The organism is uncultured Desulfosarcina sp. (assembly GCF_963664155.2).
Lineage (GTDB): Bacteria > Desulfobacterota > Desulfobacteria > Desulfobacterales > Desulfosarcinaceae > Desulfosarcina.
On the sequence record NZ_CAXXXH010000001.1, the window covers coordinates 5035024 to 5053004 of the forward strand.

16 protein-coding genes are annotated in these 17981 nt (G+C 48.6%); all 16 read left to right on the plus strand.

The genetic code is table 11. The features are described 5' to 3' along the window. The 16 genes from ACHZBS_RS23040 (at position 1) to ACHZBS_RS23115 (ending at position 17832) form a co-directional block, all read left to right on the plus strand. Positions 1–459: a MarR family transcriptional regulator gene (locus ACHZBS_RS23040; protein ID WP_319408833.1), complete on the plus strand. Its 459-nt coding sequence runs from the start codon at positions 1–3 to the stop codon at positions 457–459. 142 nt (positions 460–601) lie between these two features. Then, complete coding sequence (locus ACHZBS_RS23045) at positions 602–1201, plus strand: metal-dependent transcriptional regulator (RefSeq protein ID WP_319408834.1); 600 nt, start codon at positions 602–604, stop codon at positions 1199–1201. A 212-nt stretch (positions 1202–1413) separates the two neighbouring features. Further along, entirely contained in the window at positions 1414–1707 is a 294-nt protein-coding gene (locus tag ACHZBS_RS23050; RefSeq protein WP_319408835.1) for a hypothetical protein, read from the plus strand. A 161-nt stretch (positions 1708–1868) separates the two neighbouring features. Further along, positions 1869–3116, plus strand: coding sequence for a DUF2325 domain-containing protein (locus tag ACHZBS_RS23055; protein ID WP_319408836.1), 1248 nt, complete (start codon positions 1869–1871; stop codon positions 3114–3116). Between the two features lie 87 nt (positions 3117–3203). Next, complete coding sequence (locus ACHZBS_RS23060; protein ID WP_394708022.1) at positions 3204–3572, plus strand: hypothetical protein; 369 nt, start codon at positions 3204–3206, stop codon at positions 3570–3572. A 525-nt stretch (positions 3573–4097) separates the two neighbouring features. Further along, complete coding sequence (locus ACHZBS_RS23065; RefSeq protein WP_319408837.1) at positions 4098–4439, plus strand: FeoA domain-containing protein; 342 nt, start codon at positions 4098–4100, stop codon at positions 4437–4439. Then, a complete protein-coding gene (locus ACHZBS_RS23070; protein ID WP_319408838.1) occupies positions 4436–4678 on the plus strand; it encodes a FeoA family protein in 243 nt (80 codons plus the stop codon). Before ACHZBS_RS23065 ends, ACHZBS_RS23070 begins: the two co-directional genes overlap by 4 nt. Beyond that, on the plus strand, positions 4675–7002 hold the full coding sequence (feoB, locus tag ACHZBS_RS23075; protein WP_319408839.1) for a Fe(2+) transporter permease subunit FeoB: 2328 nt from the start codon (positions 4675–4677) through the stop codon (positions 7000–7002). Before ACHZBS_RS23070 ends, feoB begins: the two co-directional genes overlap by 4 nt. A 92-nt stretch (positions 7003–7094) precedes the next feature. After that, the gene (locus ACHZBS_RS23080; RefSeq protein WP_319408840.1) at positions 7095–7319 is read left to right on the plus strand and encodes a FeoC-like transcriptional regulator; all 225 of its coding nucleotides are present in this window, start codon (positions 7095–7097) and stop codon (positions 7317–7319) included. Between the two features lie 171 nt (positions 7320–7490). Beyond that, positions 7491–7724, plus strand: a complete 234-nt coding sequence (locus ACHZBS_RS23085; RefSeq protein WP_319408841.1) for a hypothetical protein — start codon at positions 7491–7493, stop codon at positions 7722–7724. Further along, positions 7645–8793, plus strand: a complete 1149-nt coding sequence (locus ACHZBS_RS23090) for an LbtU family siderophore porin (RefSeq protein WP_319408842.1) — start codon at positions 7645–7647, stop codon at positions 8791–8793. The genes ACHZBS_RS23085 and ACHZBS_RS23090 overlap by 80 nt, the downstream gene beginning before the upstream one ends. Positions 8794–9153: 360 nt before the next feature. Beyond that, a complete protein-coding gene (locus ACHZBS_RS23095; RefSeq protein WP_319408843.1) occupies positions 9154–9705 on the plus strand; it encodes a DUF1007 family protein in 552 nt (183 codons plus the stop codon). Beyond that, on the plus strand, positions 9702–10607 hold the full coding sequence (locus ACHZBS_RS23100) for a hypothetical protein (RefSeq protein ID WP_319408844.1): 906 nt from the start codon (positions 9702–9704) through the stop codon (positions 10605–10607). The genes ACHZBS_RS23095 and ACHZBS_RS23100 overlap by 4 nt, the downstream gene beginning before the upstream one ends. Positions 10608–11591: 984 nt before the next feature. After that, complete coding sequence (locus ACHZBS_RS23105; RefSeq protein WP_319409113.1) at positions 11592–14609, plus strand: PAS domain S-box protein; 3018 nt, start codon at positions 11592–11594, stop codon at positions 14607–14609. Next, entirely contained in the window at positions 14606–15001 is a 396-nt protein-coding gene (locus tag ACHZBS_RS23110) for a response regulator (protein ID WP_319408845.1), read from the plus strand. Before ACHZBS_RS23105 ends, ACHZBS_RS23110 begins: the two co-directional genes overlap by 4 nt. After that, positions 14998–17832 (plus strand): PAS domain S-box protein, encoded by a 2835-nt coding sequence (locus tag ACHZBS_RS23115; protein WP_319408846.1) that lies wholly within the window; start codon positions 14998–15000, stop codon positions 17830–17832. Before ACHZBS_RS23110 ends, ACHZBS_RS23115 begins: the two co-directional genes overlap by 4 nt. The last annotated feature ends 149 nt before the right edge of the window (positions 17833–17981 follow it).

A 17981-nucleotide genomic window follows, 5' to 3' on the forward strand; every position in this document is an offset into this window, starting at 1 on the left:
ATGAGCGATAAATCCATTAAAAATGATTCAGGGCAGGCGCTGCACGATCTATTTCGTGAGCTCTTCGCGCTGCACTCGGCCCTGTCCGTTATTATGGACAAGGTTCATGAACAGGCCGGGCTGAACACTTCGCAGCACAAAATCATGCGTACCCTAATCCAGTTTGAACCGGCGACCGTTCCTGACATGGGAGCGAGGCTGAATGTTTCCCGGCAATTTGTTCAAACAGTATGCAATGATTTACTTGCCCGGGGGTTGATTGAATTTACGGAAAATCCCCGCCACAAGCGGTCTAAATTGGTAAAATCAACAGAAACGGGGCGTATTACCTTTCGGAAGGCCCGTCAGAAAGAAAACCAAATTATTGAACAGGCGTTACCGGAAATAAATATAGAGAGAGCAACGGAAGCCCGTGAGCTGTTAAAATGCATCAGGTTGGCTTTGAATGAAGGACCATAAAGTTCGCTATTTCAAATTTTCCGCTAGTTTCTTTTATGATTAAGCGAGAGAAGAAGATTTCTGCCATCCTTTTGATGTTCGGTTTCTGATCAAAAAGCGCTTGACAAGCGATCCATGGATTGATTATTAGAATCTTAAAAATATGTTTCAGATCTCTAACAATACGATTGATATGATGGTACCCCAAAATAAAAAGCACATAGCTGAAAAACCACTGACTTCCGTCATGGAGGACTACCTGGAGGCAATTTTTGATCTGGATAAGGAAAAAAGGGTGGTTCGCGTAAAAGATATCGCCAAGCGGATGGATGTCAAAATGCCCACCGTATCCAGTATGCTTAAATCCTTGAATAATAAAGGGTTGGTAAACTACGAAAAATACGAATATGTGGAGCTGACGAAAGACGGGGCGGAAGTCGGGAAGGAAATGCGGCGCAGGCATAAGATTTTACTCAAGTTTTTAACCGAAATCTTAAAAATTGAGTTTACAATTGCCGACGAAGAGGCTTGTAAAATGGAACATACCCTTAGTTCCGCCACCCTGGACAGCCTTACCGACTTTATGGAGTTTATCCAGACATGCCCACGAGCCGGCGAGAGCTGGCTTCACTATTTTGAAGAGTATCGGCGACACGGCCGCAGTCCTGAAAAATGTCAGGCGCGCAGTGAAGCGTTTTCTTGTGAATTCAAGAACCAGGTTGATTCCATCGAAAACACTTCCCCTCCTGATGGCGGTGAATGACATGGCAATCGGTGCTTCATTTGGGAGAGGGGCCCCATATTTTAAGGCCGATCGTAAAAGGATATTTGATAGAGAGTTTTGCAAGACCCTTTTTATTGATTATGTAAACACCCGTTCAGAAATATAGCCGTCTTTGGGCAATGGCTCGCAAGGCGGTAATTTTTTAAACTAATAGTTAGCATAATAAAACATAGAAAGGGGCGGCTAAGTTCATGGGGTTGGACAAACAAGATATTATCAACGCGATAAACACCAGCGTTAAAGAGCTACAGCAAGGCATAGATACGCATTGTTGCCTTGTCGCCTCCATATTGGAGGAAAAGGTGGATGAGCGTAATCTGCTGCCACTATTAGATCTTTGTCCTAAACGGTCAAGGGAGCTCAGGTTGGAGAAAGCGATCAAAGAGGCCATAGATGTTATCGAAGAAAGTAGAAAAGCGTTTAAATCAAAAAGGCTTGAAGCATTGCGCAAGAAGCTCACCTCTGTAATGATCGATACTGACTAACGTCAGTCAGGGATGTCTTACGGGTTCCATACTTGTTTGGTGTGGAAAAAGTGAAGGCGTAACTCGATATCGGGAACGATCGAGATGCGCCTTTTTTGTTTTTATCCAAGGCAATAGACGGGCATCGGAGGCGACAATTAGAAAAAAGGAGGTATTCATTAATGCAGGGGATAAACCAACATTCACAAGGCGGCGGAAGCAACCACATATACCTGGCGGATGAGGATACAAACCGGCGGATCCCATTGAGATTCTGGGAGATCGACCACTTTTTCAAATGTCCGGTGGTGGGTATGTGTCTTACGCTTTCTGAACAAAAGCAATTACTCAAGAAAACAGGCTTTTCGGTTAAAAATAAAAGCCCCTTTGAACTACACGAGATACTGGTTGCCAGTTCGGAAAGCGAGAGTCGGTTGTCCAGAAAAGTTGACAACCTGCTCAATCGCAAATTCGGAAAAGAGGCTGCGTCTTTGCTTGAGCTTGGTCATGAGGCATTCAGGATACATTTCAAAACTGCTTTTGAAGCCGGGGATTGTATCGGCGTTTCATGGGCTGCCGCCATCAATCCCAATTTGCCCATTGAATTAAAAAGAGAAATTTTCGGGGATATTCATATGGCCATGCACTGGAGTGGCGAACAGAGCATCAAACTGAAACAAAAGCTGGTCAGGCAACAGAAAGAGATAGATGGGCTGCGCCGGAGCACCAAAGAGATCACACGGCTTCGGTGCTCGCTGCAAAAGGAAAATATACGCCTGAAACAAAGCCATGCGGAATTGGGAGCAACCTTAGCTTCCGTGGAAAGAGAAAAAATCAAATTGGAAGAGGAATTTGCCGCATCGCATAGCCGATACCGCTATACCGAGATTGAGCAAGAAAACCGAATTTTGAAAAAGAAATTGGAGGCCTTACGGGTAAACGCTAAAAATGACCAGCGTCTAATGGCTTCATTCGAAGAAAAGAACATGCGCCTATCGTCGGAACTTGAGCGGCAGCTGGATTCGAACAGGCGATTCAGAAAGGAAGCCCAGGAAATAATCGGGGAGGTTTTTGCCTTGAACCGCTGCGACGCAACTTGTCCGTCGTTTGACCTGTGCAAAAAGCGCATTTTAATCGTCGGCGGGATCACGCGAATGGAATCCTTGTACCGGGAGCTTATTGAAAGCAGCGGCGGTGTATTCGAGTATCATGACGGTTACATGAAAAAAGGCGTAAAAAGGCTTGAATACTGCCTCAGGCGCGCCGATGTGGTGGTCTGCCCGGTTAGCTGTAACAGCCACGCCGCGTGTTCCATGGTTAAAAATCTGGCCAAAAAGCACAACAAAACGGTTCATATGTTGGCAAAGTCCAGCCTGAGGGCTGTTTCCCAAGTACTCTGGGGTGCCAACGATAAGGGCACTATCAATTAGGGACATAGAGCGGGGCCACAGGGACGTACAATTACGGCAGCCAAGATAATATCTTCAAATGATTACCATTTATCGGAGGAAAAATGCATGAGCACTAATTTTCAAATCGAGGTCAAAAAAAGCAACGGCGACCTGCATATTAGCACCAGTGGGGATTTTGATGGCAGTTCCGCCTGGGAGCTGGTCAACCTGCTTGACGATAAATACGACGGCAAGGGACGAGTCGTTATTGATACTCATAACTTGCGCGAAATGTGCCCTTTCGGATGCAGCACATTCCGATGCCGCCTTAACCAAAGCCGACTGCCATCAAATCGACTCTCATTCAAAGGGGCAAAAGGATATGAGATCGCACCCGAGGGGTGCAGCGTTTTTGTATCCACTAAAAAGCACGATTGCCGGTGCAGTGGAAATTGTGCGAACTGCCCATGCTCCGAAAAGAAGCAACAAAATTAAAAGACAGTTCTATTTTTGATATGGCAACGGCTGACAAAACAAGCGTGCGCGTTGAAATAACCGAAACAACGCTGGTCCGTCTCCTAACGGCAGGACAGGTGTGCGCAGCGGATTTTCGCTGCCTGGATTGTAAGTCGAAACAATGCCTTTGGCGGCTTTGTCTGAAAAGCTGCGCAACCCACCTGACGACCGGTATGGGGGATAGATCGGCTCGTAACGTTTCCTGTCAAAATTGTGGCCTGTGCCTGAAGAGAGGACACGGAAGGCGTGAATAGAAGTGTTGATGTGTTTTTTACAAAAAGTACTTGACAGAAAAATCCCGGAGAGTTATTCAGCATCTGCTTGGCAAGATAGATACTTCTAACTTGGCAAGTATAGTCTTACGGCTTTCGACCATTTATGGTGCGGAGGAAGTGAAGGCGTAACTTGAGACGCGTGTGGTGCGTCCGGTTGCGCCTTTTTTTGTGGTCATTTCAAAATATTAGTTATCCTTTATCGGGATTGAAGGTTGAACAGGGAGGTGCAATGGAAGACGTTATTTCAAGGGCTTGGCCATGGAAACCACTATGCAGGGGATCTCAAACGAAATTGGCTTCAATGACGAAGAGACCATGTGCCGACATAGGGAATTTTTCATTGCGCCTGGCTTGGGAAGGCGATTGGGTCAGGATCGTTTCGGTAAACGGCGGAAAAGGCGTCCATGACCGACTCACCGGTTTTGGTCTTCGTGTCGGTGCCGAAGTACAGGTTTTACATAATTCCATGAACGGAAAACTATTGCTCGGCCACGAGGGTTCCCGGCTATATTTAGGCGGTGGCATGGCCCATAAAATCCAGGTGGCTGTTATCGAAGGAGGAAAAAGATGAAAGCAACACTGCAGGACATGGCGGTCGGTGAGACCGGTACAGTTTCCGGCTACACCAAGGGAACAAGCGTCTATCGGGAAAAATTGCTGGCCATGGGGTTGACCCGGGGCACGGAAATCACCATCGAACGGATTGCCCCCATGGGGGACCCGGTGGAAATTCAAGTGCGCGGATTCGCCCTTTCTCTCAGAAAGGACGAAGCATCCGCCTTGATGGTAGAAAGGGGGAAACAATTATGAGTGACCATGTGATCGGGGTTGTGGGAAATCCCAACTGCGGTAAGACAACCCTGTTTAATGCAATGACCGGAACCAAACAGCGGGTGGGCAACTGGCCGGGTGTTACCGTGGACCGTAAATCCGGTGAATATGTCCATGAGGATAAAACAATTGAGGTGGTGGATCTTCCCGGCATCTATTCGCTTTCAGCAGCGTCGCTGGATGAAGAAGTGGCCCGGGACTATATCCTTTCAGGGGAGGTGGACCTGATCGTCAATATCATTGACGCCTCCAATCTGGAACGTAATTTCTATTTGACCGTCCAGCTTTTGGAAATGCAGGTGCCCATGTTGCTGGCCTTGAACATGATGGACACTGCTAAAGAACGCCGAATCGAGATTGATATTCCAATGTTGAGCAAGCGCTTGGGCTGCCCGGTGGTCCCCCTGGTGGCCTCCCAGGGAAAAGGGGTAAAAAAACTGCGTTCGGAAATCAATCGCTGTGCGCAAGCCAAATCTGTTTCAGAGCTTCAGGTCGTATATCCCGCAGAAATTCAGGAAGCGGTAGATGCATTGGGTCCATTGGTGCGGGACGCGGCCTTATACAAAAAAATGAATTCGCGCTACGCGGCAGTGAAATTGCTGGAAGGCGATGAATGGGTCGGTTCGTTTGTGAGCCCGGAGGCTTTGAAAGCGCGCGACGATCATCAACGGAAAATTGAAGACAAACTTGACGAGGAAGCCGATATCCTGCTGGCCGACAGCCGCTATGGACTGATCAACTGGCTGACGAAAGAGGCGGTTAAAAAAGCAAACCGTGTCGGTAAAACAGTGTCGGACAAGATTGATGGTATCGTGCTCAACCGGGCGCTGGGTATTCCCATCTTTTTGGCCGCCATGTATCTGATGTTCATGGTGACGATCAACGTCGGCGGCGCGTTTATCGACTTTTTTGACATTTTCGCCGGCACCATTTTTGTGGACGGCTTTGGCGCTCTGCTGACGTCCATGGGCTCGCCCGACTGGCTCAACGCGATCCTGGCCGGCGGCATCGGCGGCGGCATCCAGACCATCGCCACCTTCATTCCGCCCATCGGCTTCATGTTTCTGTGCCTCTGTCTTTTGGAAGACTCCGGCTACATGGCCCGGGCCGCCTTTGTCATGGATCGCTTTATGCGGGTGATCGGCCTGCCCGGTAAATCCTTCGTCCCTATGCTGGTGGGCTTCGGCTGCAACGTGCCAGCCATCATGGCCACACGCACCCTGGAAAATCAGCGTGACCGCACCCTGACCATCATGATGAATCCCTTCATGTCCTGCGGGGCACGTTTGCCGGTGTATGCGCTCTTTGCCGCTGCATTTTTCCCTGTGGGCGGGCAGAACCTGGTTTTCGGACTCTATCTGCTGGGGATCGGCTTTGCCGTTCTTACCGGGCTTGTTTTGAAAAGCACTTTACTCAAGAGCGACATCACCCCCTTTGTGATGGAGCTGCCGCCCTACCACCTGCCCACGGTAAGAGGCTTGCTGCTGCGGGCCTGGGACCGGCTCAAGACCTTCATGTTTCGCGCCGGCAAGGTCATCATCCCGGTGGTGGTGGTCTTGAGTTTCTTGAACTCCCTGGGCACCGACGGCTCTTTCGGCAACGATGACAGTGACAAGTCCGCCCTGAGCCATATCGGCAAATCGATCACCCCGGTGTTCGCCCCCATGGGGCTGACCGAAGCGAACTGGCCGGCCACCGTGGGGATCTTCACCGGCATCTTTGCCAAAGAAGCGGTGGTGGGCACCCTGGATGCCATGTATTCCCAGATGGACGCCGCCCCGGCCGGAGAAGAAGGCGAAAAAGAAGCCTTTGATTTCTGGGGCGGCATCAAGGAGTCCTTCATCACCATTCCGGATAACCTGGTGGGTGTGGCGGATACCCTGCTCGATCCGCTGGGCTTGTCCGTGGGGGATGTGAGCACGGTGGAAACCGCCGCCGAGGAGCAAGCAGTCGCCGTCGGAACGTTGGGCGCCATGGTGAGCCTGTTTGACGGCCGCATCGGGGCCTTTGCCTACCTGTTCTTTATTCTGCTCTATTTTCCTTGTGTGGCGGCTATCGCAGCTGTTTACCGTGAGACTAATTTAATGTGGACAATTTTTGTCGGCGCCTGGACAACAGGCCTGGCGTACATGGCGTCTGTCCTGTTTTATCAGACGGCCACCATCGGCCGCCACCCGATTTCCTCATTGGTATGGATTGTTGTCCTGTGCGGTCTTTTCCTGGGTGTGGTCTTGATCATGCGACAGATGGGTAATAAAGAAAAACGCTTAGTAGCTGGCATTCCGGACGGCGCACAGGCGTAGGTGTCGATGGAACACCGCGATAGCTGAAAGCCTTCGTTTGGAGGGCCCGGCACTTTAAAAGGGATATTGACCCAACTCATATGGAGTAACGAATGATACTTTCTGAAATTAAACGCTATTTGATGAAGCACAAGCGGGTTACACTGGGTGACCTTGCCCTTCATTTCGATACTGAATCAGAAGCCATGCGTGGTATGCTGGGGCAGTGGATTCGAAAAGGGCGTGTTCTGAAATTGGATGTGCAGGCAAGTTGCAACAAAACATGTTCGAAAGGCTGCGATGCGTCTGCAATGGAAATATATGAGTGGACGCATTGAACCGATTTGTCAGCCTCTATGGGACAATCTATCTGCGGGCATCTGATCTGCTGGCGCATAGGCACCGAGGAGACAATGGAAAGCTAAATATTCAAAGCAGTTAAGAAACAGCAAATGTGACGATTTTTCGGGTCGTCGTTGTCTTGCGGGTTCCGATAATAGGCGGAACAAGTGAAGGCGCAACTGGGCATTAATAATCGATGCCTGCTGCGCCTTTTTTTGAGCAAAAAATACACTGACCTTTTTAAAGCCACAAAAATTCAATATGTTATAGCGAAGCAAAGCAATTGGAAAATGAAAAATTATAAAAGAGGAGATTTCAGAGATGAAAAAATTGATTATGTCGTTGATGTTCATGGTTTTGATCTGCATCGCTCTCCCCGCAATGGCGCAGAATTCGATTGAGTCCAACAAAGGTTCAGCAGATCAAAAACCCGGTGGCGTAAAAAGCCTTGAAAAACGAATAAAACAGCTGGAGGAAGCCATCGACAGGAACGTGGAGAGTGACAAGTGGTATGACCGTATCCAGGTCAGCGGATTGGTTGAAGTCGAAGCCGGCTATTCGAAGTTCGAAGACAACAACGATCCGACAGCAGATACCGATGAAAGCGATGTGGACCTGGCCACCGTCGAGCTGGTCGTGGATGCCAAGATCATCAAGCACGTGGACGGTCATGTCATGTTCAAGTATGAGCAAGATGACTTGTTCGTGGACGAGGGATTCATCACCCTGGTGGGCACCGAGGCCTTTCCGGCTTACTTGATCGCCGGGCGTCAGTACATCCCCTTCGGTTACTACGACAGCCATTTCGTCACCGACCCCAACACCCTGGTCTTGGGTGAGACCAATCAGGGTGCCGCGGTGGCCGGCTATCGATTCGGCGGTGGGATGGTCGACCTGGCCGTGGGCGCTTTCAACGGAGAAGTTGATAAGGCTGGTGAGGACAACGCCATCGACAGCTTTGTGGCCGCCGTTACGATCCAGCCCCTATATTTTCTCATGGCTGGCATGTCCTACACTTCCAACCTTTCCTCATCCGATTCACTGTCCGCTGCAATCGAGGATATCGGCGTTACAGAATTGAACGACCTGGTTGGTGGTTGGAGTGCCTTTGTGACCGTCGAATTTTTGGATCGTTTCAAGGTAATCGTTGAATATGTGGCTGCCGTTGACGACTTCGAAGCCGGCGAGCTGTACGACACGACGGACACCCAAAAACGCAAGCCGACCGCCTGGAACATCGAACTCGGAGTCATGATCATCGAAGATCTGGAGCTGGCATTACGCTACGGGGGCTCCGACGACGGTGCTGATTTTCTGCCCGAATCCCAGTACGGCGCAGTGGTGAATTGGGGTTTTTTCAAAAACACCAGCCTGGCCCTGGAATATCTGCACGATGAATTCGAAGAGACCTCATTGGCCGTGGACCAGGAGGCCGATACGTTTACTGCCCAACTGGCTGTAGAATTCTAAAGTTTTTACAATAATCAACAACACATCTACCGATCTGTCGGCGATCGGTGATATTCAGAGCCGGGGGACATGTTTCCCCGGCTCTGAAATTTTTGCGAGGCTAACCCTCAACATGTTCTTGTTAACGCTTGCTATGTGGTATTAGTTTCTGTCCTTTTTAGGGTGTTACACTGTAAATTTTGATTTTGGGGATACACTTTGGTATGCTCCAGACCATTGTAGAAAAAGGCAATGACTGTCATTGATGGGAACAACACAAATTCAGGATGTTACAAAGTGTGGTGGTTATCGAACAAAGCGATTTTCCTTTTATTATTCCAGGTTGCCGTAAGCATCGTATTGGGAGACCCTTTTCTTTTTATGCGGAAAGCACAGGCCCATCCGCATGTATTCATCGTCCAACGGCTCAATGTCGTGTTCGATGAAAAGGGGCTCGCCGGGATCAAAGTACGCTGGAAGATGGACGACATGTTTGCCAGCATGATCGCTGAAGATCACGATCAGAACCGAAATGGTACATTGGAAACCAAAGAAGTGTTGGCAGTAAAGGAAAATGCTTTTATTTTTATCGCCGAACAAAGCTTTTTCACGTTCATTAAGATCGACAACCAACCCTTTGATGTGAAATTTATCCGGGATTTCAATGCGATATTGGAAAACAACCGGTTAATTTATGAATTCTTTATTCCCTGTCATGTAACGGCCACGGACCAATTCAAGAACATACGAGTGGCCAGTTACGATCCTACCTATTACACGGCTATTTACTTTGCGGATAAGAACCCTGTCGCACTCACGGCCGACGATGCCTTTGAATTGAAAACAGCCATTCGTGAAGACCCGGACACCAAAATTTATTTCGACATGATCCATCCTTGGACACTTTTCATGGAGTTTCGGAAAAAAGCATGAAGCGCCTTTATACAATTGCGGCCATTTTCATGCTTCTGCTTCCCTGGGTCGGGCAAGCATGGTGTCACAACCCATTCACGTCCAAACCGGAGTCCCAGCACATCACCCCCGAACCGCCCATAAAAAGCCAGTTTTTTGTGAAAATTATAGTCTGGCAGCATCAGTTGAAACAAAAGATGTCAGACCTTATTCGGGAATTTCAAAGCGATGGTCGTTGGGGGCCTCTGATCTTATTGATGGGGCTGGCGTATGCATACGGAGCTATCCACGCCGCCGGTCCCGGCCACGGCAAAGTCGTTGCCATGTCTTATGTTCTGTCCCATCGTCCTTCGGTTCTGGGTGGAATGGGTTTTGGTTTGTGCATCGCCATAATCCATGGATTGTCAGGTATCGTGGGTGTGTTGGGCCTGCGCTATATCATTCAACGAAGTGTCAGCCAAACGCTGGCCTCGGTCACAGATATAACCCAAATGGTTAGCTTCGGATTGATCGCCATCTTGGGGGTGGGTATCATGGCGAAACATACCTACGCATTGTTTTTCATACCGGAACCGAAATCGAAAAGGGAGACGGAACGGGTAGTGGAAAAAAGCGTTTGGCCGTGGGCCGTGGCAGTGGGAATCGTACCTTGTCCGGCCGTGGTAATGGTCATGTTGTTTTGCCTATCTATGGACGTGATGCTTCTGGGTTTGCTGCTGGCAATTTGTATTTCATTAGGGATGGGAACAACTATTTCCATAGTGGTATCTACCATCATCATGGGGAAGGCTGGGGTTCTACGTGTGGTACCGGAAGAGCGAATCAGGCGGGTTGAGACCACCGTTGGTATGCTTTCAGGGGCAGCCATTACGGTTTTCGGTATCATTTTTCTTATTCCGGCAATCAATGCCACTTTTTATTAAGGCCGGTTATATTCGCTTTTTCGAGAGGTCGGCGTATTATCTCATCATTTTGGTTACGGCGGGCAGGTGATTCAGTCGTAGTCAAATAAAAATGCCGTTATCATTGAGCCACTGCATCCATTGCTTACCAGAACAAACCACACAATCAGTTGAAGCTGGGATAACTGCCATTAAGGTCCGCATCGGCAAAAAGACGGCCGACTACTACATATTATATTTGACCTTTTCCCTTGATTAGTTGTTTTTTAATTGGATATCACAAGGGAAAATTTGGTCTCAATTTATTGGATGCCTCCAACATAGTGAAGGTTTTGACAAACTCAGTTTTTATGAGATACTCTCAATACATCTCAGGTCGCCATATTTCTGTGATAGATTCTTTTCCTCGATGTAATCTGCACCGAACAGGTAATTCGAGCGCCCCAATATATAGTGGTTCTTGGGATTGGCCCACGATCCACCTAATCGACAACCTATGTTAAGAAACATGGAATTCCGACAATGATGTTTTTTGTGGGATAGCCAGAGCGTATTTGCGTGGCCATGGAGATACTTGCCGCTGACCCGAGGAGCATCTATCCATACAATTGACAGTGATGCGATCTGAAAACTACTCTCAATTAATCCCAACTCGACCAGTCCGACCGCCTGACCCAAAATCTTGTATTTCCGCTGCAATCTGATAGGCTATGAAAATCCAAACCTGACCGACCGTTGTTGATTTTTACTCAAGCGCATTGCAGGCGATCAGCAGAATTGCGAATCTGATCCATTTTAGAATACCAGTCCTATTGTTGAAACATACGCATTTGCGGATATATGCAAGTATGGTTGACTTTTTAACCTAACCAAACATGCAAACACACCTCCGATAAATTTATTATGTCGGCATTCACTGTGATACTCACATCCTAAAGGATTCGGGTAATGAAAAACACTAGGAATCCAGTTTATCACGGATGCTTTTTTATGCGCTTGTTCATCGTGTTCGTGATGCTGTTATGCGCAGGGGCTCTGCCGGCAAATGCCGCTGATCAAATTATAAAAGTCGGCGTGTACGAAAATGCACCAAAGATTTTTATTTCGGAAGACGGCAAGCCTGCGGGCGTTTTTCTTGATATCATCGAGTATATTGCGCAAAACGAAGGATGGAAGCTGCACTATGTGCCCGGTTCCTGGGGGGAAGGATTGGACCGCCTGGAAAAAGGGGAAATCGATCTCATGCCCGACGTGGCCTATACGGCGGATCGGGATTCAATATTCGATTTTCACAAGGTGCCGGTGCTGTCCTCATGGTTTCAGGTGTATGCCCGTAAAGGCAGCGGGATTAAATCAATATTGGATCTCGACAGAAAACGAATTTCCGTGCTGGAGCGTTCGGTTCAGCAGGATGCGTTTGCTCGGCTCACAGGCGGCTTCGGGTTAAACCCCACCCTTATTTCTTTGCCGGACTACCAAAGTATTTTTGAGAAAGTTGCCAGGGGTGAAGCCGACGCGGCCATCACCAACCGTTTTTACGGACTGATGCATGCAAAAAAGCTCGGCCTTGAAGATACGGCAGTCATTTTTAATCCCTCGGATCTCTTTTTCGCCGCGCCCAAAGGCACCCATAAAGAATTATTGAAAGCGATTGATGCCCACCTTATGGATCTGAAAAAAGACCCACAGTCGATATATTACAAGTCCCTGAAACGATGGACTTCCGAGGAGGTCCGGTTCAAGCTGCCGTCATGGGTCAGGGTCGTCGGTATAGTCGTGGGTGCCGTCCTGCTGGTGAGCCTTGCGGGAAGCTTGTTTTTGAAGCATCAGGTGAATACACGCACTCGTGAACTGCGCGAGACGAACCGCGTTCTACGCATCCTAAGCGAATGCAACCAGGCACTGGTACGTTCCACCGACGAAGCCGGGTTGCTTGAGGCCATTTGCCGTATTGTGGTGGACATCGGAGGGTATCGCCTGGCTTGGGTCGGCTTCACCGAATCAGACACAGCCCAAACCATCCGCCTTGTGTCGCAGGCCGGTTATGATGAGGAAAAACTTGCAACAGCAAACATCACTTGGAATCATACCGAGCCCGGTCACAGTATAGCAAACAATGTTTTCCAGACCGGCCGTCTTTTTTGCGCCCGGCATATTTTAACTGATCCGGGCTTAGAATCCTGGCGGTCCGATGCGCTCGAGCGCGGGTATGCCTCAGTGCTGTTGCTACCGCTGCCGTCCAAGGGGACGAAGATCGGCGTCATGGGCATCCACTCAGTCGAGTCTGAGGCTTTCGACACGGAAGAGATCGCTCAACTCACCGAAATAGCCAACGATTTGGCTTTTGGTATCGTTGGTCACCGGACGCGAGTTGCGCATAGGCAGGCTGAAGTGCAGCGGCAGGAGGCGCAGCAACGATTCGTGGACATTGTAGAGTTTCTGCCTGACGCGACTTTCGTGATTGATCAGGATAAAAAAGTCATCGTGTGGAACCACGCCTGTGAAGCGATGACCGGTGTAAAAAAGGAAGCTTTGCTTGGCAAGGGCGATTATGCCTATGCCGAACCGTTCTTCGGTGACCGGCGCCCCGTTCTCATTGATCTGCTGGATCTGCCTATGCCGGAAGTGGAAGCCACCTATAAATACGTTGAGCGTCAAAACGAAAGGCTGTATGGCGAGTCTTTCATTCCGCACCTAAAAGATGGCCGGGGGGCTCACCTTTGGGGAGTGGCGTCCCCCTTGTACGACCGGAATGGCCGGCGTTGCGGCGCTATCGAAACCATCCGGGATGTGAGCGAGCAAAAGAACATGGAAGAAACGCTTCGCAAGAGTGAACAAAAATACCGCGAGCTGGTCATGCTGGCCAACAGCATCATCCTGCGCTGGTCGAACGATGGGCGAATCACCTTCCTCAATGAATTCGGACAGAGCTTTTTCGGCTATTCGGAAACCGAGATACTTGGTCAAAATGTTCTCGGAACCATTGTTCCGGAGAGTGACAGCACGGGCCGGAATTTAGGTTTGCTGATGGAAAAGATTTTATCCGACCCGCAACAATTCGAGCGTAATATCAACGAGAATATGCGCTGCAATGGCGAACGGGTCTGGATCGACTGGCGCAACAGAGTGATTTTTGATGAGCAGGGACAGATCAAAGAAATCCTGAGCATCGGCTCTGACATAACCGATCGCAAACAGGCCGAAGAACAAATTCACCGGCTCAATGATGAGCTGCGTCGGCAGGCGGAGGTCCTGGAACAACGGGTGGCGGAGCGCACCGCAGAGCTGGTTGTGGCCAAGGATCGGGCTGAATCCGCCGACCGTCTCAAATCCGCCTTTCTGGCCGCCATGTCACATGAGTTGCGGACGCCCTTGAATTCCATTATCGGATTTACCGGTATTTTGCTGCAGGGACTGGCCGGACCGCTGAACGAGGAACAGAAAAAGCAGATGAGCATGGTTCAGGGCAGTTCCCGCCACCTTCTGTCTCTAATCAACGATGTGCTGGATATTTCCAAAATCGAGGCCGGCCAACTGTCGATTTCCGTAACTTCCTTTGAATTGAAGCCTTCCATTGAGAAAATGGTCAAGCTGGTTTCGCCGTTGTCTGAAAAGAAAGGAATCAGTCTGCAGGTAGATATCGCCGATGATGTTTCAACCGTGACTTCGGATCAGCAACGTCTGGAACAGGTTATTCTCAATCTGCTCGCCAATGCCGTCAAATTCACCGAAAAAGGACATGTTTGCATTTCTTGCCGCATCGAAATCGATCATTACATTCTTTCGGTATCAGACACCGGTATCGGTATGCGGCCGGAAGAAATCCCGAACCTCTTTAAGCCGTTCCATCAAATTGATACGGGCCTTACGCGCAAGCACGAGGGTACCGGCCTGGGACTGTCCATATGCAAAAAACTGCTGAACATGATGGGCGGGACCATTGGCGTTGAAAGCGAATTAGGCAGAGGCAGCATCTTCACCATACGTTTCCCACAGGCCTTGCATGAAGGAGATTCGTCATGAGTGACACGCTATTGATTATAGAAGACAACGAACAGAATTTTTACATGATGCGCTTTTTGCTGGAAAAAAACGGTTTTATCGTCATCGGTGCAGAAAACGGCCGGGAAGGCATCGACAAGGCGCTGCGTCACAGTCCACGGGCTATCTTGCTGGACATCCAGCTGCCGGAAATGGATGGATATGCCGTGGCTGCGGAACTCAAAAAACATGGTGAACTGGGGGACGTGCCCATTATCGCCGTGACCTCTTATGCGATGGTGGGGGATCGGGAACGGATCTTGGCTGCCGGAGCCACCGGTTACATCGAAAAACCCATCAACCCGGAGACTTTTGTGTCGGAGATCATCGGATATCTGCCGAAAGATCTAAAAATTCAGGAGAGACAGCAATGAATATGCTTATTGTCGACGACTACGAAGAGAACCGGTATCTGCTGGAAACGATGCTCAAGGGAAGCGGCCATGATGTGCAGATGGCTGCAAATGGTGCTGAGGCCCTTGAAAAGCTTAAGGCTGGTGGTGTCGAGTTGATCATCAGCGATATCCTCATGCCGGTCATGGATGGCTTTCAGTTGTGTCGAAAAGTCAAAACTGATGAGACCTTGTGCCATATCCCGTTCATCATTTACACCGCCACATATACCGGTCCTCAAGATGAAGCGTTTGCCAAGATGATCGGCGCGGATCGCTTCATTCAAAAGCCATGCGAGCCGGATGTTTTTATGGGAGCTGTTGGCGATGTGATGGCAGCTGCCGGGCGCAGCGATAGTGCATCAACGCCGGAGCCCATGCATGAAGAGGAAATCCTCAAGCTTTACAGCGAACGATTGGTGAGAAAGCTCGAGAAAAAGATGCTGGAACTGGAAAGAGAAATCCAAGTCCGGGGCGAGATCGAGGAGACTTTAAGGGAAAGTGAACGGAAATACCGCTTGCTGGCTGATAACACGTTGGACATCATTTGGGCTATAGATCTCAACCTTGCATTCACCTATGTCAATCCGGCCATCCAGAGCCTGATGGGTTACTCTCCGGAAGAATTTATCGGAAGCCATTTGTCGGAGCACTGCGACGAGGAAAATTTCGGCAGAATGACCCAGGTCATAACAGATGAAATGGCCAAGGGGACGCAGGGTACCGGCGTTATGTTCGAAGCCGTTTTGCTCCATAAGAACCGGGAGCCGATTCAGTTCGAGATCCACGGCAGAGTGATCTACGATGAAAAAGGGGAACCCATGGTGCTGCAAGGCATAGCGCATGATATTACGAAGCGCAAGCGGGTTGAAAAGGCGCTAAAAGAAAGCGAGAAAAATTACCGTGAGCTGTATGATTTTTTGCCAATCCCAGTCTATGAGATGGATTTTGAAGCCAATATAACTTCTGCTAACCGCGCTATTTATGAAACTTTTAGGGGTACAGAAGCGGATTTCAAGAAAGGTTTTAAAGGATGGCAACTGCTTTCACCTGAAGATGCAGATAGATCTGCTAAAAACATTCAAAGGCTGTTTAACGGGGAGAAGATAGCAGGTACTGAATATGAATTAAAGCGGCTGGATGGGTCTGTCTTTCCTGCCATTATAATCTCAAGCGTCGTTTACAGTGATGGCAAACCTTTGGGCATCAGGGGAGCTATCATTGATATTGCGGAGCGCAGGCGGCAGGAGGAGGAACTGCGCAAGGCAAATGCTTTTCTTGACTCGATTGTTGAGAATATTCCGGACATGATTTTTCTGAAGGATGCCAAAGAACTTCGTTTCGTTCGGCTCAACCGGGCCGGAGAGAATCTACTGGGTTATTCCAGGGACGACCTCCTGGGGAAGAGTGATTGTGATTTCTTTCCAAAGGAGCAGGTAGCCTTATTCACCAAGAATGACCGGGAGGTTTTGAGCAGGAAAGAAGTACTTGATATTGCTGAAGAACAACTGCGCACTCGTAACAAGGGTGACCGCATACTGCACACCAAGAAGGTGCCGATCCTGAACGAAAAAGGTGAACCCGAATACCTTCTGGGCATATCCGAAGATATCACCGAGATCAAACTGGCCGAAGAGGAACGAAATAAGCTAACAGCCCAATTAATTCAAGCACAAAAGCTGGAATCCATAGGAAATCTTGCTGGTGGAATCGCGCACGACTTCAACAATATCCTGTCTGTAATCATAGGATTTACGGAAATCGTTTTAGACGGCGTCGAAAAAGGCTCGTATGTCGAAGACTGTTTGCAAGAGGTTTACAAGGCTGGGGAAAGGGCCAAAGACTTGGTAAACCAGATTTTGACATTTGCCAGGCAATCGGACGAAGAAATCAAACCGATACAAGTTAAACCCTTGATAAAAGAGGCGCTTAATTTTCTTCGATCCTCCATTCCTACCACCATTGAAATTAAGCAAAAAATCAAAAGTAATGCTTCAATCATGGGAAATCCGACAAAGTTGCATCAAGTCATTATGAATCTCTGCACCAATGCCGCTCATGCCATGGAAGAGAACGGCGGCACACTGGAGGTTGATTTAACAGATGTCAGGATTGATCGGGTCAATACAATCCATGGACTGGAACTGAAACCAGGAGATTACATAAAATTGAGTATCTCAGACACGGGCACGGGAATTCCCCCCGAAGTCATGAAATCAATTTTTGAGCCTTATTACACAACAAAGAAACCTGGGAAAGGCACCGGTTTGGGTCTTTCATTGGTTCACGGCATAGTTGAAAGCTATCACGGCAAGATCGAGCTTAAAAGTGAATTAGGGAAAGGATCTGTTTTTTCTGTTTACGTTCCTATAGTCAAAAAAGATGAAAGCTATCGATCTTATGAACTACCAATCCTGCCTTCTGGATTGGAAAGAATTCTATTGATCGACGATGAGGTGTCTATTGCCAAAATGGAAAGTCAGATTTTAGTGAGTCTTGGATATAAGGTAGCAACAAGGACGAGCAGTGTGGAGGCACTTGAACTGTTCCGTTCAAAACCCAGTGATTTTGATCTTGTTGTCACCGACATGACCATGCCGAACATGACCGGCGATAAGCTGGCCGTCGAGTTAATGAAAATACGGCGTGATATTCCAGTCATTCTATGCACCGGATACAGCAAAAAGATTTCTGGTGAAACAGCATCAGAAATCGGAATCAAAGCGTTTGCATACAAGCCTGTGGTCAAAGCGGATCTGGCGAAAACGGTACGAAAGGTCTTGGACGAGGCGAAATCTAAAAATCAAGGTTAATTATCCTATTCATGACTTCTGTAGTTTTGAAACGGATCAAACATACCAAGTCTATTCAAAAGTTGGAATCATCCATCACATATGGTGTGGGAATCTATTGAATGATTTGTGAGATAGACGCGAAATAGGCCAATGGTCTGTATGAGGAC